Origin of the sequence: Actinocorallia populi (assembly GCF_002995495.1) — a bacterium.
GTDB classification, from domain to species: domain Bacteria; phylum Actinomycetota; class Actinomycetes; order Streptosporangiales; family Streptosporangiaceae; genus Actinocorallia; species Actinocorallia populi.
Window position 1 is genome coordinate 109644 of the sequence record NZ_PVZV01000012.1, and the last position, 26250, is coordinate 135893.

Genomic DNA, 26250 nt, shown 5'->3' on the forward strand with positions numbered 1-26250 from the left:
CGGGAACCCCCTCCGGAGCGGCACCCGGTCAGAGGGAGGTGAGGCGGTCGCGCAGGGCGAGGAGGTGGCGGCGAGGGGCCGGATGGGTGGTCAGGGCGATGGCCTGGGTGAAGGCGGCGCGGGCGGCGGCGCGGTCGCCGGTCCGGGCCAGGAGGTGGGCGCGGGTGGCCCAGGCGGGCTGGAAGCGCTGGGCGGCGGGGCCGGTGAGGGTGTCGAGCAGGGCCAGGCCGGCGGCGGGGCCGTCGGTGCGGGCGAGGACCGCGGCGAGCGAGACCGTGGCGCCGAGGGTGGGCGCGGCGGACAGCAGGGCCTGGTGCAGGGCGCGCAGGGCGGGCCAGTCGGTGCAACCGGTGACGCGCCGGGCGCAGTGCACGGACTGGATGGCGGCCTCCAGCTGGAACCGCCCGGGTCGGCCCAGGCGGTACGCGGAGCGCAGCAGGCGTTCGCCTTCCTCGATCAGCCCGCCGTCCCAGTCGGCCGTGTCCTGCTCGTCGGGGGCCAGGAACCCGCCGTCGGGGCCGGTCCGTGCGGTGCTGCGCGCGGCCGACAGGCAGACCAGGGCCGCCAGGCCCAGCGCCTCGGGCTCGTCGGGGAGCAGACCGGCCAGGATCCGGGCCAGGTGCAGCGCCTCACCGGCCAGGTGACCGCGCTCGGCGGGCCCGGCGATGCCCTGCCAGTCGATCGTGTACGCGCCGTAGACGGCTTCCAGCACCCCGGCCAGCCGGCCGGGCATGGCGTCCCGGTCGGGAAGCGCGAACGGGACACCGGCGTCGCGGACACGCCGTTTGGCGCGGACCAGACGTTGCCGCATGGTGGTCGCCGGCACGGCGAAGGCCTCGGCGATGTCCTGTGCGGGAACGCCGAGCACGGTCTGCAGCATCAGCGGGGTCCGGACCGTGGCCTCGACGGCCGGGTGTGCGCACACGAACAGCAGCGCCAGCCGGTGGTCGGGGATGGATTCCGGATCGGTGTCGTCGCCGACGGCCAGGTGCGCGGCCTCCTCGAGCGGGACGCCGGTGCGGTGGGCGGCCGAACGGTACCGGTCGCGCCGGCGGTTGCGGGCCACGGTCAGCAGCCACGCCTCCGGGTTGTCCGGCGCCCCGGCGTCCGGCCACCGCCGCAGTGCCTGCTCGAACGCCTCCGCCAGGGCGTCCTCGGCCGCGGCGATGTCGCCGTCCTGTGCCGCCAGCAGGGCCAGCAGCCTGCCGTAGGAGGTACGGGCGGCGGACTCCGCCCGTACCCACGCGGTGGCTAGCTCGACCACTGCCCGTCCAGGACCGCGGTGGCCGTCGGACGCACCTCGACGGTGCCGTACTGCGCGCCGGGGCAGCGTTCGGCCCAGGCCAGCGCGGCGTCGGGCCCGTCGACGTCGATGACGAAGACGCCGGCGAGGGCCTCCTTGGTGTCGGCGAACGGCCCGTCCTGCACCTGCAGGGCTCCCGTGCGCAGGGTGACGGTCCTGGTCGCGGTGCTCGGATGCAGGACGTCCGCGGACAGCAGCACTCCCGCGGTCTCCAGGTCCCGGGCGTACGCCTGGTAGGCGTGCTGGAACGCGGCGATCTCCTCTGCAGGGATCTCACCCTCCGCCGGCTCCGGGCTGTGCAACAGCAGGCAGTAACGCATCATGGTCCTTCCTCACGGGGCGGAGGCGCGGATCGCGGCCTCCATGGTGATGACGAATCACCGACGCGGAGAAAGACATCCTCCCCGAATCCACATCAGGAATCTGGCCCCGGGAGAGAGGAAAGGACCCGCGATCTCACCGAGAGAACGGGATCCCACGCGGTATCGCCCCCTGCGCGTCCTGCACCCGGCCGTGGCGCTATTGCTGACCGCCCCGACCGTCCTCCGCGAGGTCAGGCAGGCGGCTCCCGTCCCGCGGTCCCGGCGGCGGTGCACGGTCTTCGGAGTCGCGGGTGGCCTGCTGTCACAAATCCGGGGGTTGTCCGGTCTTGACTGGAGGCTGAGGCACCGAGGAGTGGCGGGGCCCGCGGAAGTCCTGGGAAAGGATGAAGATGAGCGGCATTCTGAAGGGGAAGGTCGTCCTGGTCACGGGGGCGTCGTCGGGGATCGGTGAGGCCACCGCGCTGGCGCTCGCGGCGGAGGGGGCCCGGGTCGTCGCCGGGGCGAGGCGGGTCGGACGGCTGAAGGATCTGGTGGACCGGGCGGCCGGTGAGGTGGCGGCGGTCGAGCTGGACGTGACGGATCAGGCGTCGGTGCGGGCGGCGGTGGCGGGGGCCGTGGAGCGGTTCGGCGGGCTGGACGTGCTGGTGAACAACGCCGGGGTGATGCTCAGCGGGCCGATCTCGGGAGCGGACACCACGGAGTGGACGCGGATGGTCGAGACGAACCTGCTGGGGTCGATGTACGCCGTCCATGCGGCGCTGCCGCACCTGCTGGAACGGAAGGGCTGCGTCGTGCAGGTGTCCTCGACCTCGGGACGGGTGGCTTCGGCGAACAGCGGGGTCTACGCGGCGACGAAGTTCGGTGTCACCGCGTTCTCCGAGGCGTTGCGGCAGGAGGTGACGGCCCAGGGGGTGCGGGTCGTGGTCGTCGAGCCCGGCTTCGTCGCCACCGAGCTGGTGGGGCACATCACCGACCCCGCGATGCAGGCCGCCGCCCAGAGCATCGCCGCGTCCATGCGGACCCTGCGGCCCGAAGACATCGCCAACGCCGTCGTGTACGCCGTCACCCAGCCCGAACACGTCGCGGTCAACGAGATCCTCATCCGCCCGACCGACCAGACCCTGTAAGGCGGCGGAACCCGCCCTGCCGCCCCAGGCAGGAAGATACGAATCCCCCCGGAGAACATATGAAAAGACATATCTCGGTGACCGCCTTCACCGCGCTGACCGCGGCGGGCCTCGGCATGCTCCAAGGGTTTCCTCCGGCCGCCGCAGCCCTGGGCCCGGACCGGACGGTCGTGGCCCATGCCGCGAAAAGGTGCGCGTCACTTGCGGAGTTCCGCATGGCCGCCGCGGACATCGGCCTGCCCACCCGCGGCGGCCGGATCGACTCCGCGACGCTCAACCGCGCCGATCCGGCGAGCGGGCGGCCCGAGTTCTGCCTGGTCCGTGGAAAGGTACACAGCTTCGACACCAAGGCACCCGACATCAACTTCCAGATCAATCTTCCGACCTCATGGAACAGGAAGTCGGTGCAGTTCGGCGGTGCCGGTTTCAACGGCACCGTCATCACCGGGCTCGGCGTCGCTCCCGGATTCGGCAACACGGATCCCGCGCAGGGACAGCCGCCGATCGACCGCGGCTACGCGACGTTCGGAAGTGACGGAGGCACATCCGTGGGTGCCGGAGCCGTAGGCTCGTTCGCTTCGAACGAGGAGGCGCTCGCCAATTGGTCCGGGCAGAGCGTCAAGCGAACCCGTGACGCCGCCATCACCGTCTTGAAGAGGTACTACGGCGGACGACCCGACGAGCAGTACCACGTGGGAGCCTCCAAGGGAGGACACGAGGGACTCGTCGCCGCCCAGCGTTACGGCGACGACTACGACGGGATCATCGCCTACTACCCGGCCATCGCGAACCAGGCGATGGTGCTCGGATATCACCGCATGTGGCAGCAGGCCTATGGCAGTCCCGGCGGTTACCTGAACCCCGCCGAACAGCGGCTGGTCAGTGACGCGGTCCACAGCACGTGCGACGGCCTCGACGGCGCCGCCGACGGAGTGATCTCCCATGTCCGGGGCTGCGACGGCGCCTTCTCCGTCGATGCGCTACGCTGCCCCGACGTGATCGACGGCTCGGACGCCTGCCTCTCCCCGGCCCAGATACAGACCCTCCGGACGGCGGCCTCCCGCTTCACATTCGCCTTCCCGATGGCCAACGGAGTCACCGGCATCGGACCCTTCCCTGTGCTGCGAGGCGCGGAGCTCGCCCCGCTGCTGCTCGATGGCGCGGGAAAGGCCGAAGCCGCCGTCTACTACAACCTGATCGACCCGGAGATCCGCTACTTCATAGAGCAGAACGCCGACGGGTCCACGGCGAACTTCGACTATCTGAAGTACAGGAAGCGCATCAGGGAGCTGTCACGGCTCATCGACACCACGGATCCCGACATGGACCGCTTCGTACGCCGCGGCGGCAAGCTCATCATCCTCCAGGGCACCACCGACATGCTCGTCCCGGAGACGCTGACCGACGCCTACTACGAGCGGATGGCCGACCGCTACGGGCCGTCGATCCGCCGCTCCGTGCGCTACTACGTGCAGCCCGGCTTCGGCCACGGGACCGGGCGCTTCGACCCGGCGTGGGACTCCCTCACCGCCCTGGACGCCTGGACGACCCGGAACACACCGCCGGCCGACCCGGTCGCCACCGACGCCAACCCCGCCACGCACGGCCGCACCCTCCCGCTGTGCGAATACCCGCTGTGGCCGAAGTACAAGGGCCGCGGCGACATCGACCAAGCCGGGAACTTCACCTGCGCCGACCGCTGACAGCGGTCTCCTGCGACCGGGCGGCCGCACCTCGCGGCCGCCCGGATCCCCGGCGTGCTGATCGCGACCGGCTCCTCCACGCGTCGATCATGGTGAGCGGGGCGTCCCGTCCGCGCGGAGACGCGAGGCGCTCGAAGGCGCCGTCAGAGCCGCCTGGATACGGCCGGCGCCCGTCAGGATCCCCGGGGGCGGTCAGGACACGGCCTCTGCCTTGCCCGACGCCGCCTGGTCGAGTTCGGAGAGCGAGGCCATCAGGTCGGAGCGCCTTTTGACGCCGAGCTTCATGAAGACCTTCCGCAGGTGGTACTCGACGGTGCGCGCGCTGATGAACAACCGCCCGCCGATCTCCCGGTTGGTGAGTCCCTCACGCGCGAGGCGCGCCACATTGAGCTCCTGGGCGGTGAGCTGCGCCGCAGACCCTTGGGCGCGCACCTGCGGGGTCTCGCCGAGCGCGCTCAACGCGCGTCCGGCGCGTCCGGCGAAGCCGTTCAAACCGATGCCCGACAACACCTCGTACGCGGTCCGGAGCTGCTCGCGCGCATCGGCGCGCCGGCCTGCGCGGCTCAGCTGCTCCCCGTACAGCAAACGGCACCGCCCCACCATGATCCAGATCCGCTCGCGCTCGAAGCGCTCGATCGCGTCCTGGAACAGGGCGCGGGCCTCGTCGCCTTCACGTAGTTGCGCCTCCGCCATCGCCAGCACGGCCTGCGCCCAGTTGGTCCCCACCGGCCGCGTGACGTCCGCCAGCTGCTCGAAGGCCTGCACGGCGAGATCGCGCTCGCCGGTGTGGGTCGCCGCTTCCACGAGCTCGAGCAGCGTGCGCATCGCGTGGCTCAGCTCGTGGGTGTAGGGCAGCTCACGGCGGCCGGAGGCCACCGCCTCGGCGAAGCGGCCCACGCCGTTGTAGAGGATGGCCTCACCGAAGTTGACCGCGCTCAGCCCGTACCCTTCGCCCCGCGCCTGCGCGTCGGCTCGGATCTGCTCCGCCCAGCGCTCTGCTTCGTCGGCCTGCCCTCGGTAGGCGGCGAGGAAGAGCCGTCCGTACTGCGGTAGCGGGTGGCCGGTGACGTCCTTGATGGCGTCGATCTCGTCGCAGGAGGCTTCCGCCGCGTCCAGCTCGCCGTCGACCGTCTGCGCCACCATCAGCAGGCTCAGGGCGATCGGCAGTACCGTCACGACGCCTTCGGCACGGGCGAGCTCGACCTGCCGGTCGGCGAGGGCGCGGAGCCCGCGGGCGTCCCAGAGGTCCTGCGCCGCGCGTGAGGCGAACCACATCCAGTGCAGTTCGAGGGAGTCCGGGGCCTGCTCGAGGAACGCGCGCTGCGCCCGGCGCAGCGTATCGAGGGCGGCCTTCTGGCCTTTGGCGGCGAGCAACGCCTGACCTCGCAGGATCAGGTCCCGCGCGCGGCCGGACTCCTCGCCTTCGGTCGCCTCCAGGATCGCGTTCGAGACCGCGGTCACCTGTTCGGCGTCACCGAGCCGACCGCCGTAGAGCGCGGCTGCCAGCGCCTCGATGTAGGTGTCGCGAGCGAGCACCGGGTCGAACTCCTGGAGTCCGCGCGCCGCGGTGAGGAGGAGCCCTGCCCCGGTACCGTCGCGCCGCAGCGCGTATTCGGCGCGGGCTCGCAGCCGGGCGACGAGCGCCTCCTGCAGCGGGGTGAGGGGATGGCCGCGGGTGGTGTCGAGCAGGCGCAGGGCCGACGCGGGCGCGCCCGCGTCGTGCTTGGCCTCGGCGGCTGCGATCAGCCGCTGCGCGCGCAGGGCCGACGTGGGCGTCAGGTCGGCGGCCCGTTCGAGGAACGCGCCCGCGGCGGCCGCGCCGCCACGGGTGCGCGCCCGCACCGCGGACCGTTCCAGGTCGGCGGCGACGCCCTCGTCCGGGCGCAGCGTCGCGTTGGCTCGGTGCCACGCCCGGCGATCGGGATCGAAGTCGGCGCTGGTGGCGTCGGCCAGCGCGGCGTGCACGCTCCGCAGGTCCTCCGGCGAGGCGGCCTGGTAGACCGCCGATCGCACGAGCGGATGCCGGAAGCTGACGCGTGTGTCGACGACGAGCGCGTCGGCGTCCTCGGCGGCGTCGATGTCCGCCGAGTCCAGGCCCAGCGCCTCACTCGCGCGCCACAGCAGGCCGGGATCCCCGGTCGGGTCCGCGGCCGCCAGCAGCAGAAGAAGGCGCGCCGACCCGGGCAGGGACTCGAGCTGCACGACCAGGCTCTGCTCGATGCGGTTCTCCAGCGGCATCGCGCCGGTGAGCGCGAACCCGCCGGCGATCTCGACCGGGCTCAGCGCCCGGGGCAGCTCCCGCAGCGCGAGCGGGTTGCCGCGCGCCTCCACGATCAGCTGGTCGTGCACCCGCCGGTCGAGGCCGCCGGGGGCCGCGAGGCGCAGGAGTTCGCGCGCGTCCTCGTGGCCCACCCCTTCGACGGCCATCCGCGGAAGCCCGGCGAACCTCTCGTCGACGGTGCGCATGGCGAGCACGATGACGACCCCTTCGGCGTCGAGACGCCTGGCGACGAACGCCACCGCACGTGCCGACGCCTCGTCGAGCCACTGCGCGTCATCGACGACGCACAGCAGCGCTCCACCGCCCGCGACCTCGGTGAGCAGCCCGAGCAGGGCCAGTCCCACGAGGAACGGGCTGGGCGCGGATGCCTCACGCAGGCCGAACGCCGCCTCGATCGCCTCGCGCTGCGGGGCGGGCAGGCTCCCGGCCGAGCCCATCAGGTGCCCGCACAGCTGCTGGAGACCGGCGTAGGCCAGCTCCATCTCCGACTCCGAGGCGACGATCCGCTCGATCCGGACGTCGGTCGCGGCGCGCGCCGCCATGTGGTCCAAGAGCGCGGTCTTGCCGACGCCGGCCTCGCCGGAGACGACGAGCGCACCGCTGTGGCCGGCCCTCGCGCGGTCCACCAGCGCGTTCAGCTCCGCCAGCTCGCGATGCCGTCCCCGCAGCGGTGCGGTCTCTGCCACGATGCCACCTTCGCTGGAAGTGCCGACGCGTAGTGACTCTCCATGTGCGCAGGATCCTATAGGGGACGTCGGCGATGCGGGAGACGCCCCTTGAGGATCATGAAGCACGGTCAGGCACCGGGGGATCCCCAGGCGGGCGGACCAGGGTCATGCCGGATGCGAACGGCGCCCGTTCCCGGGGATGGTGGTCGCCGGGCGGTCCTCAGGGGGACCGCCTCTCAGGACTGCGATGACGAACGGATCCGGCATGGAGCAGACATCCGAAAGGGAACACGGCGCCGAAGGCGCCATGACCATCGTGCTGACCGGCGCGACGGCCGGCATCGGCAGGGCTACCGCGTCAGCGCTCGCCGGCAGGGCGGCCCACCTCATCCTGCACGGGCTGGAGCGGGAGGACGAGGTCACCGGCCTCCTGCGCGCCGTGAGCGCGGAGATGCGCCCCGGAACCCGGCTCGACTACTTCTCCGCCGACTACGGGAACCCCGTCGACGTGGCGCGGCTGGTCCGGCGGGTGCACGACGTGACCGACCGGATCGACCTGCTCGTCAACAACGCCGGACGCCCCGGGGCGCCCACCCGTACCGTGAACGAGGCCGGCACCGAGATGACCCTCCGGGCCAACTACCTGGCCCCCGTCCAGCTGACGGCCGGTCTCATCGACCTGATGGGCGACCGCTCGCACGGGCGGATCGTCAACGTCGCCTCGGCCACGCATCTCACGGCGACACTGCACACGGACGATCTCTGCCTGGTGCGGCACCGGTACTCGGCGCCGGCGGCGTACGCGCATTCCAAACTCGCGCTCGTCACCTACTCCCGGTGGCTGTCGAGCCACCGGCCCAGGCGCGGCCTCGACGTCGTCAGCATGCATCCCGGAGTGATCTCGACACCGCTCCTGCACGCCATGTACCGGGCCGCCGGGGACCGGCCCGAGCACGCGGCGGCCAATATCCGCCATGTCGCCTCGCTGCGCGGCGACAACGGCGCCTACTACGACGAGCGGACCCCGGCGGCGGCCAACCCGCAGGCATGCGACCAGCCCACGCAGGAACGCCTGCACGACGTCACCGACCTCGCCCTCTGGGGCGGTCTTTGATCCCGCACCAGGGACATCACGGATACGGATGCGGGACGGTTCCCGGGCTGCATGAGCCCGTATCCGGTCTCCGAGCACCTTCCATGTGAACCGAAGACGAAAGGGGACCGAAGGACGATGGAGGATCTGGACCACGGGTGGCACCTTCGCGAGGTCATGGCGATGCGCGGCATGTTCAGCACTACGGAGCTGCGTCCTCTCCAATGCCGATCACCAGGACCGGGGCGGAGATCCGCCGCTCGGACCGCTCATCTTCCTTCGCCGACGGGGTTTCGTTCCCGCGGGGGAGGGCCCGGCGGCCGCGGTGCGCGCAGGCGCGCCCGCTCGGCCAGTTCGGCCTCCTCGACGAGTGTGAGCATCGGCTCGCCGGGGGCGCACAGCATGGTGACCAGGAAGCGGAGGGGCACGTCGGCGCGGGCGTTGCCGTCCTGGTAGTGGATGACGTCACCGCCGGGCTCCCAGAACGCCTCCCCGGCGCGGACCGTCCGCTCCGGCTCTCCCTCCAGCTCGAGGCGCATCTCGCCCTCCAGCACGTAGCCGAAGGCCGGGCCGGGGTGGCGGTGCGGGGGCGTGCCCGGATCGCCGGGCGGGTACTCGATGACGACGGTCATCACCTGGACGCCGTCGGGGACGGCCGGCGGCCGCGCCTCCTGGAGCACGGTGAGCGCCGTCTTCCAGGCGTCCGACTGCGGCCGGTCGTTCGTGCCGGTCATGGTCGTCCTTTCGTCGGTGTCGTCGAAGGCGGTCGCGGATCAGCGGGCGGCCTTCTCGATGAGGGCGGTGAGAAGGTCACCGGAGGAAGTCGAGGAGCGCGGCGTTGACCTCCTCCGCATGGGTCCAGTGGATGGCGTGGGGACCGCCTTCGATGACCTCGTAGCGCAGGTCGTGCAGGTGCTCCTTCAGCCGGTCTCCCGTGACGGCGATGGGCATGATGCGGTCGTTGTCGCCCTGGACGGCGAGGACGGGGACGTCGAACTTCGCGAGGTCGTCCCGGAAGTCGGCGGTCCAGCTGGCGACGCTGTTGTGCGTGGCGATCGGGCCGGCCGCGGTGGCGACCGCGAACGACGCACGCAGCGCGTCGAAACCGATCCGGGTCCCGCCCAGGATGTCGGCGTTGTGGGAGTCCTCGAGGAAGGTCTTCAGGTAGGCGAACCGGTCGGCGCGGATCTCCCGCCGGATGGCGTCGAAGACGGACCAGTCGATGCCCTCGGGGTTGTCGTCGTCCCAGCCGAGGCAGGGCGGGATGGGGGCGATCAGCACGACCTTGGCCACCCGTGCCGAGCTGTAGGAGCCCACGTAGCGGACCGCCTCACCGGTGCCCATGCAGGTCCCGACGAGGACGGTCTCCCGCAGGTCCAGCTTCTCCATGAGAGCGCTGAGGTCGGCGGTGAACGTGTCGTAGTGGTATCCGATCGACGGCCGGTCGGACCTGCCGAACCCGCGCCGGTCGTAGGTGATGACGCGGTATCCCGCCCCCAGCAGCGCCGCCGCCTGCTTCTCCCAGGACGCCCCGTTCAGCGCGAAACCGTGGATGAGCACCACGGGCGTTCCCGTTCCGTGGTCCTCGTAGTAAATGCGGATCGCCTTTCCGTTCTCTTCGCCGACTTTCAGGTACGACATGCCGCCTCCTCGGGGTCAGGCGTTTCACCCGGAACCACCGGGCCTCTTTCTTCACCATCCCGCATCGGCCCGGACAGGACATGACACGAATGAATGAGGTTTGCAGAAAGGAAGGGAAGGCCGGTCTTTCGCCTTATCGGTCAAGGGATTTGCGCAAGGTTCGGCGGGCATGCGAAATCCGGTCCATCCCCGAGGAACGGTCCCGGCCTTCATTTCCCGTCGTCAGCCGGTGCTCTCGTTCTGCTTCAGGTATGCGCGGTGGCGGCGTTCGTGAGGCCGCTCTCGCCGAAGAGGATGATGATGGACAGGCCATAGCGCTCGGCGATGTGGTGCGGATGCCAGGTGGTGGGCGCCCGCCAGGGCGCCGCGAGCGCCCTCCTGTCGGTCCGTTCCGCTGACGAGACAGGGCGGCTCCTCCGCTTGTGACAGCAGGCGCCGGAATCAAAGACTTTGAAGACCTTTCGCCGGATCTGTCACAGGAGAAAGGGGTGCCCGGTCTTAGCTGGCGACCGGGCGGCGACCAGGCCCCGGCGAACAGGAGGGCTCCTCATGAAGATCGTGCTTGTCGGAGGAACCGGCCTGATCGGCTCGAAGCTCGTGACGAGGCCGGGCGAGCACGGCCACGTGGCGGTGCCGGCCGCACCGGACACCGGCGTCGACACGCTCACCGGCGAGGGGCTGGCCGGGTCCGGGAGCGTGAAGGAGCCCGCCGACCTGCCGGCCTCGGAATGGTTGTTCGACCCGGCTGAGGAGCAGGAGTACGAGGTGGGCCTTCGCGGCCTCCTCGGGGCGGTCCGGGAACTGAACGGCGACGCCCGGCACGACCGTCGGGCGCCCGAGAGCCACCGCATTCCGAACGTAGGAACGGGAGACCAGTGAATCAGCCGGTACAGCAGCGGCGTCATGCCGCTTCCGCCGCGGCGGCGGGGATCACCACGCTCGACGACCTGCGCGAGCACCTGCAGTGGGCGATCGAGCTGGAGCACGCGACCCTGCCGCCGTACCTGTGCGCGCTCTACTCGCTGGACCGGGAGCGCAACGCCGAGGCCGCCGAGCTGGTGGCGAGCGTCTTCGTCGAGGAGATGCTCCACCTGGCCCTGGCCGCGAACCTGCTGAACGCCGTCGGCGGCCGGCCGTGCCTGGACACGCCGCGGATGCTGCCGCCGCATCCGCGGCGGCTGCCGCACGGCGACCCGTCCCTGGAGCTGTCACTGCTCCCGTTCGGCCCGGAGGCGCTCGACCTGTTCCTCCGGCTCGAGCGGCCGGCCCCGGCGGGCGCTCCGCCGGAGGGCGACCGCTACGAGACGATCGGGCAGTTCTACGCCGCCATCGAGGCGGGGCTGCGCGACCTGTGCGACCGGCTCGGCGAGCGGGCGGTCTTCAGCGGCGACCCGGCCCGCCAGGTCCGCGACGGCCACTTCCGGCACACCGGCGGCCGGCTGGTCGAGGTGCGCGATCTGGCCTCCGCGCTGACCGCGCTGGCCGAGATCGTCGAGCAGGGCGAGGGCCTGGCCGGAGGCGAGGTCTGGGACGGCGACCAGGACGTCCACGACCCCGAGCGGGAGGAGGTCGCGCACTACTACCGCTTCCAGGAGCTGCGGTCCGGCCGGCGCTACCGGCGCGGTGACACCCCGCAGTCGGGCCCGACCGGCGACCCGATCAGCGTGGACTTCTCCGGCGTCCACCCGATGCGGCATGACCCGCGGCTCTCCGACCACGAGCCGAGCCACCCGATCCGCGTGGCCCAGGACGAGTTCAACCACACCTACTGCGCGGTGCTGCACCTGCTGGATCGGGCGTTCAACGGCAGCCCGAGGCTGCTCGCGGTCGCCACCGGCACCATGTACGGGCTGAAGGCCCAGGCGCAGGCCCTGATGGAGATGCCCGACGGGGAGGGCGTGACGGCCGGTCCCACCTTCGACTACGTCGCGCCGGAGCTGCGCCGGTGGAGCGTCGGCGACCGGAGGCGGATCGTGGTGCTCGCCGACGGGCCCTACCTGGTGTACGGCGGGCTCCCGCTCCGGCGCAAGCTCAAGATCGTCAGCCCGGAGAACGACGACTCGCTGACCTGGAGGACCGGCGAGGACCTGGAGACCGAGGACACCTACGCGCTGTGCCGCTGCGGCCGGTCGGGCAGCAAGCCGTTCTGCGACGGCACGCATGCCGTCGTCGGATTCGACGGTGCCGAGGCCGCCGATCTCCGGCCCTACAAGGAGATGCAGCACGTCCACGACGGGGTCGGCATCTCCGCCCAGCGGGTCGGCGAGCTGTGCATGCACGCCGCCTTCTGCATCGGCAGCACCAGGCCGATCGCCAAGATGCTCGACGACACCGACGACCCCGACATGCGCTCCACCATCATGGGCCGCATCGACCACTGCCCCTCCGGGTCCTACAGCTACGCCCTGGAGCGCGGCGGCGAGACCGTCGAGGCCGACCTGCCCCAGGCCGTCTCGGTCCTCGAGGAGGAGCACGGCCTGGCCAGCGCGCTGTGGGTCACCGGCGGAGTGCCGGTCCTGCACGCCGACGGCCGGCTTCTGGAGACCCGCAACAGGGTGACGTTGTGCCGCTGCGGCCGTTCCGGCCGCAAACCGCTGTGCGACGGAACCCACCGAGAGACCGGCTTCCGCGAGTGATCGCGGGGCCGCACGAGCGGCCGGACCAACGGGGGACGGCCGCCGAGAGGCACGAAGAGAAGGAGAACCGCTCATGAACAGGCATGTGCTCGAACCCGCGGCGCAGGAACTCGCCGACGCCACGTCCAAGCCTCCGTTTCTGTACCAGCTCGGCCCCGAGGGCGCCCGCAAGGTCCTGGACGACCTTCAGGCGGCCCCGGTCCCGCTGCCGGAGGTGACCGAGAAGTGGCTCACGGTGCCGGCCGAGGTGGGCGACGTGCGGGTGCGGATCGTCAAGCCCGCCGGGGCGGCCGAGGAGATCCTGCCGGTCGTGCTGTACGTGCACGGCGGCGGGTGGGTGATCGGCAACGCCGCCACCCACGACCGGCTGGTCCGCGAGCTGGCCGTCGGCGCGCACGCCGCCGTCGCGTTCGTGGAGTACGACCGCTCGCCCGAGGCCAGGTACCCGGTCGCGATCGAGCAGGCGTACGCCGCCGCCCGGTTCCTGACGGCCAACGGCGCGAAGGGCAACCTGGACGTCTCCCGGATGGCGGTCGCCGGTGACTCGGTCGGCGGCAACATGACCGCGGCCCTGACGATCATGGCCAAGCGGCGCGGCGACGTGACGTTCGTCCACCAGTCGCTGTACTACCCGGTCACCGACGCGGCCCAGGACACCGACAGCTACCGCGAGTTCGCCGACGGCCCCTACCTGACCGCCAAGGCCATGGCCTGGTTCTGGGACGCCTACACCACCGACCCCGCCCAGCGCGCCGAGATCACCGCCTCGCCGCTGCGCGCGACCCTCGAGGACCTGGCCGGCCTGCCGCCCGCGCTCGTCATCGTCGACGAGAACGACGTGCTCCGCGACGAGGGCGAGGCCTACGCCCGCCGCCTCACCGAGGCGGGCGTCCCCACCACCAGCGTCCGCTACAACGGCACCCTCCACGACTTCATGATGCTCAACCCCCTGTGCGGCACCCGGGCGGTCCGGGCCGCCACCGCGCAGGCGATCGCCGCCCTCAAGCACGCCTTCGACACCGGGAAGGACAACTCGTGAGCACCACTGAGCAGCCCGTCGCCGTCCTCGTCCACGGCGCCTTCGCCGAATCGGCCAGCTGGAACCGCGTCATCTCGCGACTGAACGACCGCGGCCTCCGGGCCCTCGCCGTGGCCAACCCGCTGCGCGGCCTGGAGAACGACGCCGCCTACCTGCGCGACGTGATCAGCGGTCTGGGCCGTCCGGTCGTCCTCGTCGGCCATTCCTACGCCGGTCTGGTGATCAGCCAGGCGGCGGCGGGCAACGAGGCGGTCCGCTCCCTGGTCTACGTCGCGGCCTTCGCTCCCGAGCTCGGCGAGAGCGCGCTGCTGCTGTCCGGCAAGTTCCCGGGCAGCACCCTGGAGGAGGCGCTGGTCGCCTATCCGCTCTCCGCGGGCGGCAACGAGTTCCGGATCGCCGAGGACAGGTTCCACCACCAGTTCTGCGCGGACCTGGAAGCCGACGAGGCCGCCCTGATGGCGGCGACCCAGCGCCCGGTGACCGCGGAGGCGCTGACCGACGGTGCGGGCGAGCCGGGATGGCGCACCATCCCGTCCTGGTTCGTCTTCGGTGATCGGGACCGCAACATCCCGGCCGAGGTGCTGCGGTTCATGGCCGAGCGCGCCTCCTCGCGCGGGACCCGCGAGATCGCGGGCGCCTCGCACGCGATCGCGGCGTCCCGGCCGGACGCCGTGGCCGCCGCCGTCCTGGAGGCCGCGGGGAAGGCCGTCTGACAGGTGACGGCCACGTCGCGCGGTGTTCGGGGGATCGCGCGACGGCTCCGATGACCCGGTGGGCGTCGCGCCCACCGGGTCATCGGCGGATCGTCCCGGTGAAGGCGGCTGGACGACCGCGAACAGGTTGGCGGAATGACATCAACAGAGCGAAGGCTTGGATGAACATGCATCTAGACGGCCAAGAACCGGAGAACTCCCTAGAACAGGCCGCTTCCACCTTCATCGAGGTGCGTCCGCGCCTCTTCGGCATCGCCTACCGGATGCTCGGCAGCGCGGTGGAGGCCGAAGACGTGGTCCAGGAGACCTGGTTGCGCTGGCAGAACACCGAACGTTCGGTCGTCGTCAACCCGGCGGCCTTCCTGTCCTTGATCACCACGCGGCTGTCCATCAACTCCGCGCAGTCCGCCCGGTCCCGCCGCGAGACCTACGTCGGTCCCTGGCTCCCCGAACCCGTCGACACCAGCGCCGACCCCGCCCTCGGCGCCGAACGGGGTGAAGCGCTCGAATTCGCCCTGCTGCTGCTGCTCGAGAAGCTCACTCCCGCCCAGCGGGCCGCCTACGTCCTCCGCGAGGCCTTCGACTACCCCTACGAGCAGATCGCCGAGGTCCTCCAGCTCGGCCAGGCCAACGTCCGCCAGCTGGTGAGCCGCGCCCGCAGGCACCTGAACGACGAGCGGCGCGAGTCCATCGACGCGGCCGAGCACCGGCACCTCCTCTCGGCCTTCCTCGACGCCGCGCAGGCGGGCAACGTCGCGGCCCTCGAGGACCTCTTCGCCGCGGACGTGGTCAGCTCCTCCGACGGCAACGGCATCCGCGGAGCCGCGAGATTCCCTCTGACCGGCGCCAACCGCGTGGCGCGCTTCGTCGCGGCGTACGGCTCGAGGCACATATCGCCGGCCGACGTCGCCTGGGTCGACGTGAACGGGCGGCCCGGCGTGATCCTTCCACGCCCCTCGGGTTTCACGCTCCTCACCCTCGAGGCCTCGCCGGAGGGCATCCACCACCTCATGTGGATCGTCAGCCCCGCCAAGCTCGACGCGTTCGAGTGGTCGCGTTCCCGGAACCTCGCGAAAATCTGATGGCGGGGGGCTGTCACAGATCACCCTGCTGTCCGGTCAATGCTGTCCGAGGCCAGGCGATGGCCTGAAGAACGCGGTGACCGGCGGAACAGGAGCGATCACCATGGCGGACGCCGGACCGGCGGACCCTGCGGACGGGACGGGGGATCCCGGCGAGGCGGCAAGGGCCTTCGCCGAGATCCGGCCGCGCCTGTTCGGTATCGCCTACCGCATGCCGGGCAGCGTCACCGAAGCCGAAGACCTGCTCCAGGACGTGTGGCTGCGCTGGCAGGCGTACGACCGCGGATCCGTGGCCGCCTCGGCCGCCTTCCTGACGACGGCGACCACGCGGCTCGCGATCAACCTCCTGCAGTCCGCACGGGTCCGCCGGGAGGCCTACGTCGGCCAATGGCTGCCGGAACCCGTCACCACCGGTGCCGACCCGTACCTCGGCGCCGAACGCGGCGAGGCCCTCGGTCTCGCGGTCCTGCTCCTCCCGGAGCGGCTCTCGCCCACGGGCGGGCGCATCGACCAGGTCATGGGGATGATGGACCCTGACAAGATCGCCGCGGTGTCCGCGCCGTGTGCCCCGCGTCCTCTTCGGTGATACTGCGGAGGTCACAGAAGGGTGACCTGTCCGGTCAAAGTGACGAACCAAACGAAGTGAGGACAACGTGCGGACGATCTCGACAGCCTGCGGCCACGCCGAACGCCGGAGACGGATGAGGGGCGGTCCCGCCCGCCCGGCCTCCCCGCCGCGCGGTCGGGACGGCCGGCCGTGACCGGCACGAGCGCGGCCGCCTCGCTGGCGGAGATGCTCGACGAGCGGCGGCACCTGCTGGAGATCGCCACGTGGATGTTCAGCGAGGCCACCGCCGACGGGATCGTGCACGAGACCTACCGCCGGTGGTATGCCCTCGACGAGGCGGAACGTGCGGACATCGCGGTGCCCCGGGCCTGGCTGACCCGGGTCGCGGGCGGCATCTGCCTGGAGCTGCTCGCCTCGACCACCGCGGCCGGCGCGAAGGAGCCGGGCTCCCCGGCCCGGCGCACCGGACCGGCCCGCGAGCCGCGTCCCCGGCGGGAACCCGATCCCGTCGCCGCCTGGCTCGAGAACGATCCCCGTCCTGACCACGCCGACCCGGCGCTGCTGGCGCGGCACGACCACGTGGTCCACCGGTTCGCGGCGGCCTGCCGCACCGGGGACCCGGCCGCCCTGAAGGCGGTCCTGGCCCCGGCCGCGATCGTGGTCAGCGACGGCGGCGGCAAGGTGCGCGCCGCGACGGAGCCCACCGAAGGGGCGGACGCGGTCGCCCGTTTCGTCACGGACCTGCTCGCCGGCGAGCAGGCACCCGCCCTGACCGTCGAACCGGTCAACGGCCGGGCGGGCCTGCTCCTGCGCTCGGAGGACCAGGTCGCGGCGGTGGTCGACATGAGCGTCGCCGACGGCAGGGCCACCGCCCTGTGGATCGTGCTGAACCCTGACAAACTGCGGCGCTGGCAGCCCGGCGCCGGCGGCGTCCCCGGACCGCGCACCCCCCACCGGCCCCCCGCGGCCCCGGAACGAAAGGCGGAACCGTGAACGACCCGGTCCCCGCACGGTCCATGGACGGCGGCCGCGACGGCGGCGCGACTTTCAAACCGCTCTACACCGCGCGCGTCTCCATGGGCGGCGGCGGCCTCGCCCACGGCCGCGCGACCGGCACGGCCCGTTCCTCCGACGGGATCCTGCGGCTGGACCTGCGCATGCCCGGGGAACTGGGGGGCGACTCCGCCGGCCCGAACCCCGAACAGCTCTTCGCGGCCGGATTCGCCGCGTCCCTGCACGGGGAGCTCAGCCTGGTGGCACGGCAGCACATGCTCGATCCCGCCCCGATCACGGTCGAGGCGACCGTGGCCGTCGGCCGCGACCCGTCCGCCGGCGGCTACCGGCTCCAGGCCGACCTGGTGGTGGACTGGCCGGGGGTCTCGCGGGCGACCGCGGACCGGCTGCTCGCGAGAGCGGCGGCGCTCTGCCCCTACGCGAAGATGACCGGCCAGGGGATCCCGACCACGATCAGCCTCACCTCCTGAGGCCGGTTCCGAAGTCGCCGTCCGGTCGGGCGGCCGCCTGCGGGGACTCGTCCGGCCGGGACGCGGCCGCCCGGCACCCGTCAGCGGAAGCGGAGGGCGCCTTCGGGCCTCCGGCGGGGAGGCCGCACATCCTGCGGCCTCACGCCGCCCGGTCTGCCATCGCGGGTCGGCGGGGCGGCGGGACGGCGCGGCACGACGAACAATCCCGGCACACGGTCCCAGCCGATGAGCTGCAGGAGGCGCACCAGATGCGGTGCGACAGAGCACAACACCAGCCCGCGGCCCTGCCTGCCGAGTCGCTGCGCGGTGTCCACGAAGAGCCGGAGCCCCTCGATACCGCAGAAGTCGAGTCCGGCGAGATCGAGATAGACCTCCCGCTCGTCCCCGCTCACCGCCTCGGCGACGGCCGCCGAGACGTGGTCGATGGTGCAGATGTCGACGTCACCGTGGAACCGCAGGCCGGAAACCCTGTTGAAGGCCGTCACCTTCAACAGGGAGGTGCCGATGAGGACCCGTTCCTCGGGTCCGTTGAGCTCGCTGGCTTCCACCGTCTTCTCATCGCGTACGCATGGCATCCGACGTCTCCAGGTTCTCTCGTGGCATCGATGTCATCCTCCTGAGACCGGCCGTGCCTCCGCATCGTGTGAATGGTTGATCTCCAACCCGTCGCCGCGGCGACGCACCCTCGGCCGTCCCCCGAAAAGCAGCCGTGGAACGCGCTCAGCGCGGTACGGCTTCGGCGAGGTGCAGGAGGACGTTGAAGACCTCCGCGACCGCGAGGTCGGCGGCTTCACTCCAGCGCCAGAGAACCTGCGTGAATTCGGCCATGCCGCAGCATTCCAGGCACGGGTCCAGGAGGTCCCGGTGGTCCGGGCGGGCGGGAGTGAGGCGGATGACTCATGTGCCTGGGCTGCCGGGCGGCCGATGGTGTTCTCATGCCCGCCGGCCAAAGGGGCGGCGGGGACGACCAGAAGGAGAATTCTCATGGTGGACGCGCAGAGGGACATCACGGTTTCCGAGCTCGACGACCTCATCGGTCGGATGCGGGAGGCCGGTCAGGACCCCCGGGAGATCGAGGAGTTCAAGACCGTCCTGAGCGGGGGCCGGCAGATCCGGGCCGAGCAGCGCGCCGGGTTCACCAGGACGGCCATCGTCTACGCCCTGCGTTACGGAGGCAAGGCCCTGGCCTGGCTGCTGCGGTACTTCAGCGAGGAGGCCGCCGGCTACGTCCTCAGGCACGCCACGGCGCTGGGGGACTTCCTGGACGCGGCCGAGCACTGGGCGGTGAACGAGATCGCCGGGTTCCTGCAGCGGATGGGGGTCCCGGCCGGTCCCGCCCGGACCATCGCCGAGGTCATCGTGAGCCTCGTCTAGCGACCCGCTCGCGGCGTGGCGGTCCGGCGGGTTCCTCCCGCCGGCCGTCACGCTGGACGACAGGTGTACGGCCATGGGCGCGTGATCCATGGTCGTACGCCTCTGAACCGCCCAGGGGGGATGAACATGGGTTCCGTGTCGCAGAAGACGCGTGCTGCCCGAGCGGGTGCGGTGATCGTGGCCGCCGCCGGGGTGCTGTGGCCGTCGGCGGCTCTCGCGGCCGAGTCCGCCGGGGGCAAGTGGAAGGTCTACGGCGAGTACCACACGAAGAAGGAGTGCGAGGACGTGCGCGAGGACGTGCTGCGCCACCGGTTCAAGGAGGCGCGCTGCGACTCCTGGAGCTCAAGGTACGTCACGCTTTGGGTGAGATGAGCGGGGCGGCCGGGTTCGCGACGGTCCGCTCTCACGATCGGGCGGCGCGGATCGCCGGCGGGGCGGCGGCCGGAGTCGTGGGCGTCCTGGTCCTGTGGCTGGCGGTCCTGCTGCGCGTCGACGGCCCGTGGACGGACACGCTGAGTTCCCGGCCGAGGTGGTTCGCCGAGACGACCCGCATCGCGGTCGGGGTACCGATCTGCGTCCTGGGCGTGATGCTGCTGGCCGACCGGTTCGCCCATCGGCTGGGCGGGGTGGTGCTGGCCGCCGGAGGTCTGTGGCTGGTTCCCGCAGCGGTGCCGGAGGTGTTCTCCGCGGTAGGAGGAGGGACGGTCGCGGCCGGGACGGCGGTCGTGCTCAGGGCCGTCGGCATCGCCGGACGCTCCTTGAGCGTGCTGCTCTTCCCCTTGGTGCTGGCCGGCGGGTTTTCCCGGCCGTGGCGCCGCGGCGTGGCAGCGGTCGCCACCGTCTGGTACGGGGCGTACGCGGTGGTGTGGGCCGTCGGGACTCCGGGCGCCGCCCCGTTCCCCAGCCCGTGGGGCAACTCCGGGCTGAGTGATCGCGCCCGCGTCCTGCTGGACGTGGCCGATGCGTGGGAGCCGTGGGTGTGGGGCGGGGTGACCGTGGCGGTGACAGCAGGGCTGTCGGCGGCCGCGTACGCGGCGGGCAGCCCGCGGGAACGGTACGGGCGGGGGCTGCTGGCCGTGGTGTACCCCCTCGTGGTGTACCTGCTGATGACGAGGTCCTGGAGCGAGGACGAGGTCGTCATGGCGGCCCGGTTGACGGGTGTCGTGCTGTGGGCCGCGGTGATCTGCGTGACCGTGGTGCGCGCCGGGCTGTGGCGCCTGGACCGCGTCACCGGGCACCGGTTGGCAGTGGGCTTCGTGGCGACGGGGATGACCGCGGCACTTCTCGGCGCCACCGTGTTGTTCCGGGCGTTCGCCCCGCAGGAGACACTCGTTCCGGTGGTGGCAGGCTGCGCGCTGGTGACGGGGTGGCTGGCCCGCCCGTTTCTGCGGTGGACGACTCTGCGGGTGGAGCGGGTCCTGTACGGCCCCAGAGCCCGTCCGCGCGAGGCCGTGCACGCTCTGGCGACACGACTGCGGCAGGCGCCCGGGCCCGCCGAGGTGCCCGAGCAGATCTGCCGCACCGTGGTCGAGGACCTGGGCCTGTCGGGAGCGGCGATCAGCGTCGACACCATGGCCGGTCCCCGGTTGCTCGCCACCGCCGGAGCGCCGCTGACCGGTTGGGAGCAGCAGTTCCCGTTGCACCACCACGGGCTGCTGGTGGGCCGCCTGACCGTCGCCCGCGACGCCGCCAGCACCCCCGCCGACCGCGACGGCGACCTGCTGGCCCTGCTCGCCGACCAGGCCGCCCCGGCCCTCGCCGCCCTCCGCCTGGCCGAACAGGCACAAGCCGCCCGGGAACGCCTGGTCCTGGCTCGCGAGGAGGAGCGCCGGCGCCTGCGCCGCGAGATCCACGACGGACTCGGCCCCCAGCTCGCCGCCGTCCAGCTCAGGATCGGCATCGCGCAGGACCACCGCTCACTCCCGGCGGCCGCCGATCGGCAACTGCAGACCGCCGCCGACCAGCTGGGCGAGGCCCTGACCGAGGTGCGGCGCATCACCGCCGGTCTTGCTCCGACCGCCCTGGTCGACCGCGGCCTGACCGGCGCGGTCAACGACCTGGCCCACCGCCTGAACACTCCGCACACCGCCATCACCGTCGGCGTCCCCGCACGACCGCTTCCCGCCCTGTCTCCCGGCGTGGAGACCGCGGCCTACCGGATCGTCTCCGAAGCGCTGACCAACGCCGTCCGACATGCCCAGGCCGCGAACGTCCGCGTCACCATCGAGGCCTCTGCGGCAGAGTTGGCGGTCACCATCAGCGACGACGGGAGCGGCTTCTCCGAGGACCTGGTGCCCGGTACGGGTCTCGGCTCCCTCACCGAACGGGCCGAAGAGATCGGCGGCTCCTGCGAGATCAGCAGCGACTCCGACGGAGTCCGCGTCCGCGCCGTCCTGCCCATCACGATCTGAGGATGCAGAGCACCACTGGTCCGGCGAGTCCTGGAAAAGACATCACGCGTGTCCTTCGACGCCATCACCAGCGGCGATCGCGCTCCGCTCTGTAGCCTTGACCCAACGCGAGGAGGGCTGTCCGCGTACAGCATCCCGCCATCACAGAAGCAGAAGAATCACCGATGGAAGGTGACGATGCCGACACCCCCGACGGCCCCTCTGAACGAAGAAGACGTGCCGTCCGCGGCCGAGCTCCCGCGGCGCGTCCTGCTCGTCGATGACCACCCTCTGTTCCGAGAGGGCCTGGCCGCCGCCATCGACGCCGACGACGCCTTCACCGTCGTCGCCGAAGCCGCGACCGCCGACCAAGCCCTCGCCGAAGCCCGGCGCACCCGGCCCCACGTCGTCGTCATGGACCTCGGCCTGCCCGGCCTGTCGGGAATCGAGGCGACGCGCGCGCTGCTGTCCGACCGCCCCGGCCTGCGGATCCTGGTCATGACGATGTCCGAGGACACCGACAGCCTGCTGGCGGCCGTACGGGCGGGGGCGCACGGATACATCCTCAAAGGAGCACCGCGCCAGGAGACCCTCCGCGCCCTGCACACGGTGGCCGAGGGAGGAGCGGTCTTCAGCCCGGGCATGACCCGGAGCATCACCACACTGCTCACCGCCCGCCACACCGGCTCCGCCCGGCAGGCGTTCCCCGCCCTCACCACCCGGGAACGGGAGATCCTCGACCTGCTCGCCCGGGGGCTCACCTACCGCCAGATCGCCAGGCGACTCGTGATCGCGGACAAGACCATCCGCAACCACGCGGGCTCCATCTTCGCCAAGCTCCAGGTGCACGACCGCGCCGAAGCCATCCTCCGCGCCCGCGAGGCAGGCCTCGGACACGACTGAGCCCCGGCCGCCCGGGGCGGGCCGGCGTCTCCGCCGAACCCGGAGCACTTCGATCTAGGGTTGGGGGAGATATCCGCATTCGTACTGCATGGGAGAGCCATGTCGGAGACCGGAGCCGTCGTGTCCGGGTGCGCACCGCATCCGCTGATCGTCCATGAGCCGACCCGCCGCGCCCTGGCGCCGGGGGAGCGGCTGGACGGCCGCGGCCTGGTGAGCTTCCACCCGCTCGGCGGGCCGTCGTTGTCGACGGTCCGTGAACGGGTGGCGGCGCTGGACGGCGATCCGTCGGAACTCGATGAGGACCTCGCCGAACTGCTGCTGATCGGCCACCTGATCGTCGAGGGGGACGAGGAGGGCGAGGAGGTCGTCCTCGACGGCGGGACCGGCCGGGTGTTCAGCATGTGGCTCTACGCGAAGTCGCCGGACGGGGCGGAGCTGTTCCCGCTGGCCCCGTCGGTCGGGGCGCTGCTCGGGTTCCTCGCCGCGGTGGACGACTTCCGCCGCCTGCGCGGCAGGTTCGCCGCGCTGGCCGGGCGGACGGGCCCCGAGGCCGTACGCGAGGCGGAGCGGCTGCTGACCGAGGCCTTCACCGAGGAGGAGTGGGGCGAGGACGGCTGGGGCCCGGCCGGTCCGCGGTCCGGCTGGGAGCACCCGCTGCCGGCGTTGTGGCGGATCGCGGCGGTGATACGACCGCTCGGCCTGATCGCCGGACCCGGGCGCGGGCTGGCCCTGGACCTGCCGGACGAGCTGTTCGACGCCGAGGAGAAGGTGCGGCTCACGGACGATCGGCTGCCTCCGGTCCTCGTCCACCCGCAGACTCGCCGTTTCCTAACCGAAGTGGGCCTGCCCGAGGACGGGTTCATGTTCTACGGACCCGACCCCGGACCGCTTCCCACGCTCCCGGAGGACTGGGCCGATTCGCAGAGCAGGCCCGAGCACGCCCACCTGTGGCGCGGTGACGAGCGGCTGCCTTTGGAGGCGGAGCATCTGGTGGTGCTCGGCGGTCTCGTCCACGACTTCACCGTCCTGATCGACGGCAGGACCGGCGCACTGTTCCACACAAGCCTCGGCTCCGGCCAGATCGTCCCGGTCAACGCCGACATCTCCACACTCGTCTTCACCCTCTGGCTGCACCGGCGGGAACGCGAGCTCGACGAGGAGCACGACTTCACGCAGGACTTCTACCACCAGCTCGCCGACACCATGGTCGAGGTGCTGGCCTCGGTCGACCCGGTGGCCTGCCGCCCGGCCGAAGGCCCGGACGACTACCGGTACTGGCCGGAGGTCTTCCACGACGAGGCGGGCGGCGTCCTGTGACGGCCCGGCTGCGATCCCCGAGGCGCTGAGACGGGCCAGAGGAGGCGGACCTTCCTCCTTGACGAGGAGACGCAGACCTTGCGCGTCATCGCCATGCCCGGGGCCGGCAAGGACCGGGCCGGGTATCGCCAACTGCGGCTCCGGCATTAGAGGTATGGTTATAAGGACTACAGTTCTCATACTGGAGGCAGTGTGATCAAACCCGGGCAGGTGTTCGATCGGGACTTCGAGTGGCGGCACCTGGCGGCCTTCGTGGAGCGCAGGAGTGATCGTCCTCAGCTCGCGGTCGTGAGCGGAAGGCGGCGGATGGGCAAGACGTTCCTGTTGGAGGCGCTGGCCCGGGAGGCGGGCGGGTTCTATTTCGGGGCGACCGAGGCGACGGAGACCGAGTCGTTGCTGCTGTTCGCCGAGGCGCTGACGGAGTACGTGGGCGCGCCCACCCCTCTGCGGTTCGCGAGCTGGGACGAGGCCATCGTGCATCTGTTCTCGGTGGGTGCCGAGAGACCCGGACCGATCGTGATCGATGAGTTTCCGTACTTGAGCAAGGTGGCGCCTGCTCTGCCGTCCATCTTGCAGCGGGAGATCGATCGGGGGGTGTCGCGCCGGAATCCGATCAGGCTTCTGCTGTGCGGTTCGGCCATGTCGGTGATGGGCCGGCTGCTGGCGGGGACCGCACCGCTGCGGGGGCGCGCGAATCTGGAGCTGGTCGTCCGGCCGTTCGACTACCAGATGGCCGCTGGATTCTGGGGAGCCGATGACCCGGCCCTGGCGGTTCGGCTGCATGCCGTCGTTGGTGGAACCCCGGCCTACCGGCGCTTCGTCAACGACGACGCGCCCACGGATCTCGCCGATTTCGACGACTGGGTGCTGCGCACCGTCCTGGATCCCGGAACTCCTTTGTTCCGTGAGGCCCGTTATCTCTTGGACGAGGAGACCGAGGCACGCGATCCCGGCCTGTTCCACTCGGTGCTGTCCGCCGTCGCCCACGGCCGCTCGTCTCGGGGCGGGATCGCGGACTACATCGGGCGCAAGAGCACCGACATCGGCCACCCGCTCACCGTGCTGGAGGACTGCGGGCTGCTGCGCCGCGACCCTGACCTCTTCCACTCCGGGAAATCGCACTACCGCATCGCCGAGCCGTTGATCACCTTCTACCAGGTCGTCATGCGCCCGCAGTGGGGCCTGCTGGAGAGCGGTCGCGCCGCCCTCGTCTGGAATGCGGCCAAGGCCCGCTTCGCCTCGCAGGTGGCCGGCCCGCACTTCGAAGAGCTCTGCCGGCGGTTCGCCGTCACCGACCAAGCCACCGAACTGTGGGGAGACCTGCCGGCCGAAGTGGGCTCGGGCGTCCTCACCGACCACAAGATGCGGGCGAAACTCGAGCTCGACGTCGTCGTCCTCGCCCAGGCAGACCCGGGGGAGCGGCGCCGGGTCCTGTCCATCGGGGAGGCGAAGTGGGGCAAGACGATGGGGCCGTCCGACGTCGCACGGCTGGCTCGAGCCCGCGAGCTCCTCACCGAACGCGGCTACGACACCACGGATACCAGACTCGTCTGCTACAGCGGTGCCAGCTTCACCGGTGACCTCGCCGATTCCCCGGAAACACCGATCCTTCTGGGAATCGCAGACCTCTACCCGTCAGCTTCTCGGCCCTGAAGGGCCGAGCTCACAGCTCTTCACCGCACCTGGCCGGTGCGTTCAGGCCGCGTCGTCGGCAGCGTGGCTCATCGCCCAGACCGCTCGACCACAGAGTGGAGTCCATGTCAGGGCAGCCGGTTTCACCCTCCTTGGTCTCGTGGGAGACGACCTCCCACCACGCGCAGGGGAGATCGGTGACCGGTGCGTGCAGCAGCCCGCGCGGTCCGGCCTCGACCGGACCGCGCACCGGGGAGCGCGACCGGGGGATCTAGAGCCGGAGCAGGAGCGTGCCGAGCCCGATCAGCAGAAGGACCATGGAGGCCGGCCGGAAGCCGATCTGGCCGTTCGGGGCCTCCCGATCGCGCGACGGGGCGACGGTGAGAGAGGATGGCGGGGTGAGGGTGGTCGCGATCTCCGACACGCACGCGCCGCGGCGCTGGCGGTCCTGTCCGCCTGCGGTCGCCGAGCATCTGCACACGGCCGACGTGATCCTGCACGCCGGGGACGTCTGCACCGCCGAGGTCCTCGACGAGCTGTCCGCCTATGCGCCGGTCCACGCCGTTCTCGGCAACAACGACGGTCCCGACGTGGCCGCCTGGGGCGCGCCCGAACGGCTCGAGCTGGACCTGGACGGCCTGCGCGTCGCGATGATCCACGACAGCGGCGCCTCCAAGGGGCGTCTCGCCCGTCTGCGCGGCACCTTTCCCCACGCGGACCTGGTCGTCTTCGGCCACTCGCACATTCCGTGGAACGAGACCGACGGCCATCTGCGCGTCTTCAATCCCGGCTCGCCCACCGACCGTCGCCGCCAGCCGCACGGAACCCTCGGGCTCCTCACGATCGAGGCCGGACGGCTGCTCTCCGCCGAGATCGTCCCCGTCACCTGACCTCCGGGCCTGGTACTGCAACGACAGGTAATGATCACAACCTGTCGTTGCAGTACCAGGCCTCTCGAAGGCCCAGATCGTGC

At 71.6% G+C, this 26250-nt stretch carries 25 protein-coding genes; 18 read left to right on the plus strand and 7 right to left on the minus strand.

Features of this window, described 5'->3' with window-relative positions; genetic code table 11:
• Positions 1-28: 28 nt before the first annotated feature.
• Both C2865_RS36210 and C2865_RS36215 read right to left on the minus strand, forming a co-directional pair.
• On the minus strand, positions 29-1264 hold the full coding sequence (locus C2865_RS36210) for an RNA polymerase sigma factor (RefSeq protein WP_106403179.1): 1236 nt from the start codon (positions 1262-1264) through the stop codon (positions 29-31).
• The gene (locus tag C2865_RS36215; RefSeq protein ID WP_232836005.1) at positions 1252-1626 is read right to left on the minus strand and encodes a YciI family protein; all 375 of its coding nucleotides are present in this window, start codon (positions 1624-1626) and stop codon (positions 1252-1254) included. Before C2865_RS36215 ends, C2865_RS36210 begins: the two co-directional genes overlap by 13 nt.
• Before the next feature lie 389 nt (positions 1627-2015).
• Between C2865_RS36215 and C2865_RS36220 the strand changes: the two genes are divergently transcribed.
• Together C2865_RS36220 and C2865_RS36225 are read left to right on the plus strand one after the other, a co-directional pair.
• Complete coding sequence (locus C2865_RS36220; protein ID WP_106403394.1) at positions 2016-2753, plus strand: SDR family NAD(P)-dependent oxidoreductase; 738 nt, start codon at positions 2016-2018, stop codon at positions 2751-2753.
• A gap of 59 nt (positions 2754-2812) precedes the next feature.
• The gene (locus C2865_RS36225; RefSeq protein WP_106403181.1) at positions 2813-4456 is read left to right on the plus strand and encodes a tannase/feruloyl esterase family alpha/beta hydrolase; all 1644 of its coding nucleotides are present in this window, start codon (positions 2813-2815) and stop codon (positions 4454-4456) included.
• 192 nt (positions 4457-4648) lie between these two features.
• On the opposite strand, the gene C2865_RS36230 is transcribed toward C2865_RS36225, so the two are convergent.
• Positions 4649-7423 (minus strand): AAA family ATPase, encoded by a 2775-nt coding sequence (locus C2865_RS36230; protein ID WP_232836006.1) that lies wholly within the window; start codon positions 7421-7423, stop codon positions 4649-4651.
• A 247-nt stretch (positions 7424-7670) separates the two neighbouring features.
• On the opposite strand from C2865_RS36230, the gene C2865_RS36235 reads away from it, so the two are divergent.
• The gene (locus C2865_RS36235; protein WP_157964058.1) at positions 7671-8519 is read left to right on the plus strand and encodes an SDR family NAD(P)-dependent oxidoreductase; all 849 of its coding nucleotides are present in this window, start codon (positions 7671-7673) and stop codon (positions 8517-8519) included.
• Positions 8520-8767: 248 nt separating this feature from the next.
• Here the strand turns inward: C2865_RS36235 and C2865_RS36245 are convergent, their stop codons facing one another.
• The 3 genes from C2865_RS36245 to C2865_RS41665 form a co-directional block, all read right to left on the minus strand.
• Positions 8768-9232 carry a cupin domain-containing protein gene (locus tag C2865_RS36245; RefSeq protein ID WP_106403185.1) on the minus strand — a complete coding sequence of 155 codons (465 nt, stop codon included), beginning with the start codon at positions 9230-9232 and terminating at the stop codon, positions 8768-8770.
• 76 nt (positions 9233-9308) lie between these two features.
• On the minus strand, positions 9309-10139 hold the full coding sequence (locus C2865_RS36250; RefSeq protein WP_106403187.1) for an alpha/beta fold hydrolase: 831 nt from the start codon (positions 10137-10139) through the stop codon (positions 9309-9311).
• Between the two features lie 245 nt (positions 10140-10384).
• The gene (locus C2865_RS41665) at positions 10385-10609 is read right to left on the minus strand and encodes a low temperature requirement protein A (protein WP_110554904.1); all 225 of its coding nucleotides are present in this window, start codon (positions 10607-10609) and stop codon (positions 10385-10387) included.
• Positions 10610-10688: 79 nt separating this feature from the next.
• Here C2865_RS41665 and C2865_RS40380 point away from each other — a divergent pair, with 79 nt between their 5' ends.
• From C2865_RS40380 to C2865_RS36290, 8 genes are all read left to right on the plus strand, one after another.
• Positions 10689-11018: a hypothetical protein gene (locus tag C2865_RS40380; protein ID WP_198653849.1), complete on the plus strand. Its 330-nt coding sequence runs from the start codon at positions 10689-10691 to the stop codon at positions 11016-11018.
• Positions 11015-12775: a ferritin-like domain-containing protein gene (locus tag C2865_RS36260; RefSeq protein ID WP_106403188.1), complete on the plus strand. Its 1761-nt coding sequence runs from the start codon at positions 11015-11017 to the stop codon at positions 12773-12775. Before C2865_RS40380 ends, C2865_RS36260 begins: the two co-directional genes overlap by 4 nt.
• Positions 12776-12848: 73 nt before the next feature.
• Positions 12849-13814 (plus strand): alpha/beta hydrolase, encoded by a 966-nt coding sequence (locus C2865_RS36265; RefSeq protein ID WP_106403190.1) that lies wholly within the window; start codon positions 12849-12851, stop codon positions 13812-13814.
• Positions 13811-14527, plus strand: a complete 717-nt coding sequence (locus C2865_RS36270) for an alpha/beta fold hydrolase (RefSeq protein WP_106403192.1) — start codon at positions 13811-13813, stop codon at positions 14525-14527. Before C2865_RS36265 ends, C2865_RS36270 begins: the two co-directional genes overlap by 4 nt.
• Before the next feature lie 167 nt (positions 14528-14694).
• Complete coding sequence (locus tag C2865_RS36275; RefSeq protein WP_106403396.1) at positions 14695-15609, plus strand: sigma-70 family RNA polymerase sigma factor; 915 nt, start codon at positions 14695-14697, stop codon at positions 15607-15609.
• A 103-nt stretch (positions 15610-15712) separates the two neighbouring features.
• On the plus strand, positions 15713-16195 hold the full coding sequence (locus C2865_RS36280) for a sigma factor (protein ID WP_106403193.1): 483 nt from the start codon (positions 15713-15715) through the stop codon (positions 16193-16195).
• 171 nt (positions 16196-16366) lie between these two features.
• A complete protein-coding gene (locus C2865_RS36285; protein WP_106403195.1) occupies positions 16367-17170 on the plus strand; it encodes a nuclear transport factor 2 family protein in 804 nt (267 codons plus the stop codon).
• Positions 17167-17661 carry an Ohr family peroxiredoxin gene (locus C2865_RS36290; protein WP_198653850.1) on the plus strand — a complete coding sequence of 165 codons (495 nt, stop codon included), beginning with the start codon at positions 17167-17169 and terminating at the stop codon, positions 17659-17661. Before C2865_RS36285 ends, C2865_RS36290 begins: the two co-directional genes overlap by 4 nt.
• Positions 17662-17741: 80 nt before the next feature.
• Here C2865_RS36290 and C2865_RS36295 read toward each other — a convergent pair whose 3' ends face one another.
• On the minus strand, positions 17742-18209 hold the full coding sequence (locus C2865_RS36295) for an STAS domain-containing protein (protein WP_157964059.1): 468 nt from the start codon (positions 18207-18209) through the stop codon (positions 17742-17744).
• 436 nt (positions 18210-18645) lie between these two features.
• Between C2865_RS36295 and C2865_RS36300 the strand changes: the two genes are divergently transcribed.
• From C2865_RS36300 to C2865_RS36330, 7 genes are all read left to right on the plus strand, one after another.
• Positions 18646-19035 carry a hypothetical protein gene (locus C2865_RS36300; protein WP_106403198.1) on the plus strand — a complete coding sequence of 130 codons (390 nt, stop codon included), beginning with the start codon at positions 18646-18648 and terminating at the stop codon, positions 19033-19035.
• Between the two features lie 135 nt (positions 19036-19170).
• Positions 19171-19407 (plus strand): hypothetical protein, encoded by a 237-nt coding sequence (locus C2865_RS36305; RefSeq protein ID WP_157964060.1) that lies wholly within the window; start codon positions 19171-19173, stop codon positions 19405-19407.
• Positions 19404-21446 (plus strand): sensor histidine kinase, encoded by a 2043-nt coding sequence (locus C2865_RS36310; protein WP_106403201.1) that lies wholly within the window; start codon positions 19404-19406, stop codon positions 21444-21446. Before C2865_RS36305 ends, C2865_RS36310 begins: the two co-directional genes overlap by 4 nt.
• A 177-nt stretch (positions 21447-21623) precedes the next feature.
• Complete coding sequence (locus C2865_RS41670) at positions 21624-22328, plus strand: response regulator (RefSeq protein WP_106403202.1); 705 nt, start codon at positions 21624-21626, stop codon at positions 22326-22328.
• A 99-nt stretch (positions 22329-22427) separates the two neighbouring features.
• Complete coding sequence (locus C2865_RS36320; RefSeq protein ID WP_106403204.1) at positions 22428-23645, plus strand: SUKH-4 family immunity protein; 1218 nt, start codon at positions 22428-22430, stop codon at positions 23643-23645.
• Between the two features lie 192 nt (positions 23646-23837).
• A complete protein-coding gene (locus tag C2865_RS36325; protein WP_106403206.1) occupies positions 23838-25298 on the plus strand; it encodes an AAA family ATPase in 1461 nt (486 codons plus the stop codon).
• Positions 25299-25675: 377 nt separating this feature from the next.
• Positions 25676-26167, plus strand: a complete 492-nt coding sequence (locus C2865_RS36330) for a metallophosphoesterase family protein (protein ID WP_106403208.1) — start codon at positions 25676-25678, stop codon at positions 26165-26167.
• The last annotated feature ends 83 nt before the right edge of the window (positions 26168-26250 follow it).

Coding starts and splice junctions, on each gene's coding strand:
- C2865_RS36215 (WP_232836005.1), bottom strand. CDS start 1,626: ATGATGCGTTACTGCCTGCTGTTGCACAGCCCGGAGCCGGCGGAGGGT.
- C2865_RS36220 (WP_106403394.1), top strand. CDS start 2,016: ATGAGCGGCATTCTGAAGGGGAAGGTCGTCCTGGTCACGGGGGCGTCG.
- C2865_RS36225 (WP_106403181.1), top strand. CDS start 2,813: ATGAAAAGACATATCTCGGTGACCGCCTTCACCGCGCTGACCGCGGCG.
- C2865_RS36235 (WP_157964058.1), top strand. CDS start 7,671: ATGGAGCAGACATCCGAAAGGGAACACGGCGCCGAAGGCGCCATGACC.
- C2865_RS36245 (WP_106403185.1), bottom strand. CDS start 9,232: ATGACCGGCACGAACGACCGGCCGCAGTCGGACGCCTGGAAGACGGCG.
- C2865_RS36250 (WP_106403187.1), bottom strand. CDS start 10,139: ATGTCGTACCTGAAAGTCGGCGAAGAGAACGGAAAGGCGATCCGCATT.
- C2865_RS40380 (WP_198653849.1), top strand. CDS start 10,689: ATGAAGATCGTGCTTGTCGGAGGAACCGGCCTGATCGGCTCGAAGCTC.
- C2865_RS36265 (WP_106403190.1), top strand. CDS start 12,849: ATGAACAGGCATGTGCTCGAACCCGCGGCGCAGGAACTCGCCGACGCC.
- C2865_RS36275 (WP_106403396.1), top strand. CDS start 14,695: ATGCATCTAGACGGCCAAGAACCGGAGAACTCCCTAGAACAGGCCGCT.
- C2865_RS36280 (WP_106403193.1), top strand. CDS start 15,713: ATGGCGGACGCCGGACCGGCGGACCCTGCGGACGGGACGGGGGATCCC.
- C2865_RS36300 (WP_106403198.1), top strand. CDS start 18,646: ATGGTGGACGCGCAGAGGGACATCACGGTTTCCGAGCTCGACGACCTC.
- C2865_RS36310 (WP_106403201.1), top strand. CDS start 19,404: ATGAGCGGGGCGGCCGGGTTCGCGACGGTCCGCTCTCACGATCGGGCG.
- C2865_RS41670 (WP_106403202.1), top strand. CDS start 21,624: ATGCCGACACCCCCGACGGCCCCTCTGAACGAAGAAGACGTGCCGTCC.
- C2865_RS36320 (WP_106403204.1), top strand. CDS start 22,428: ATGTCGGAGACCGGAGCCGTCGTGTCCGGGTGCGCACCGCATCCGCTG.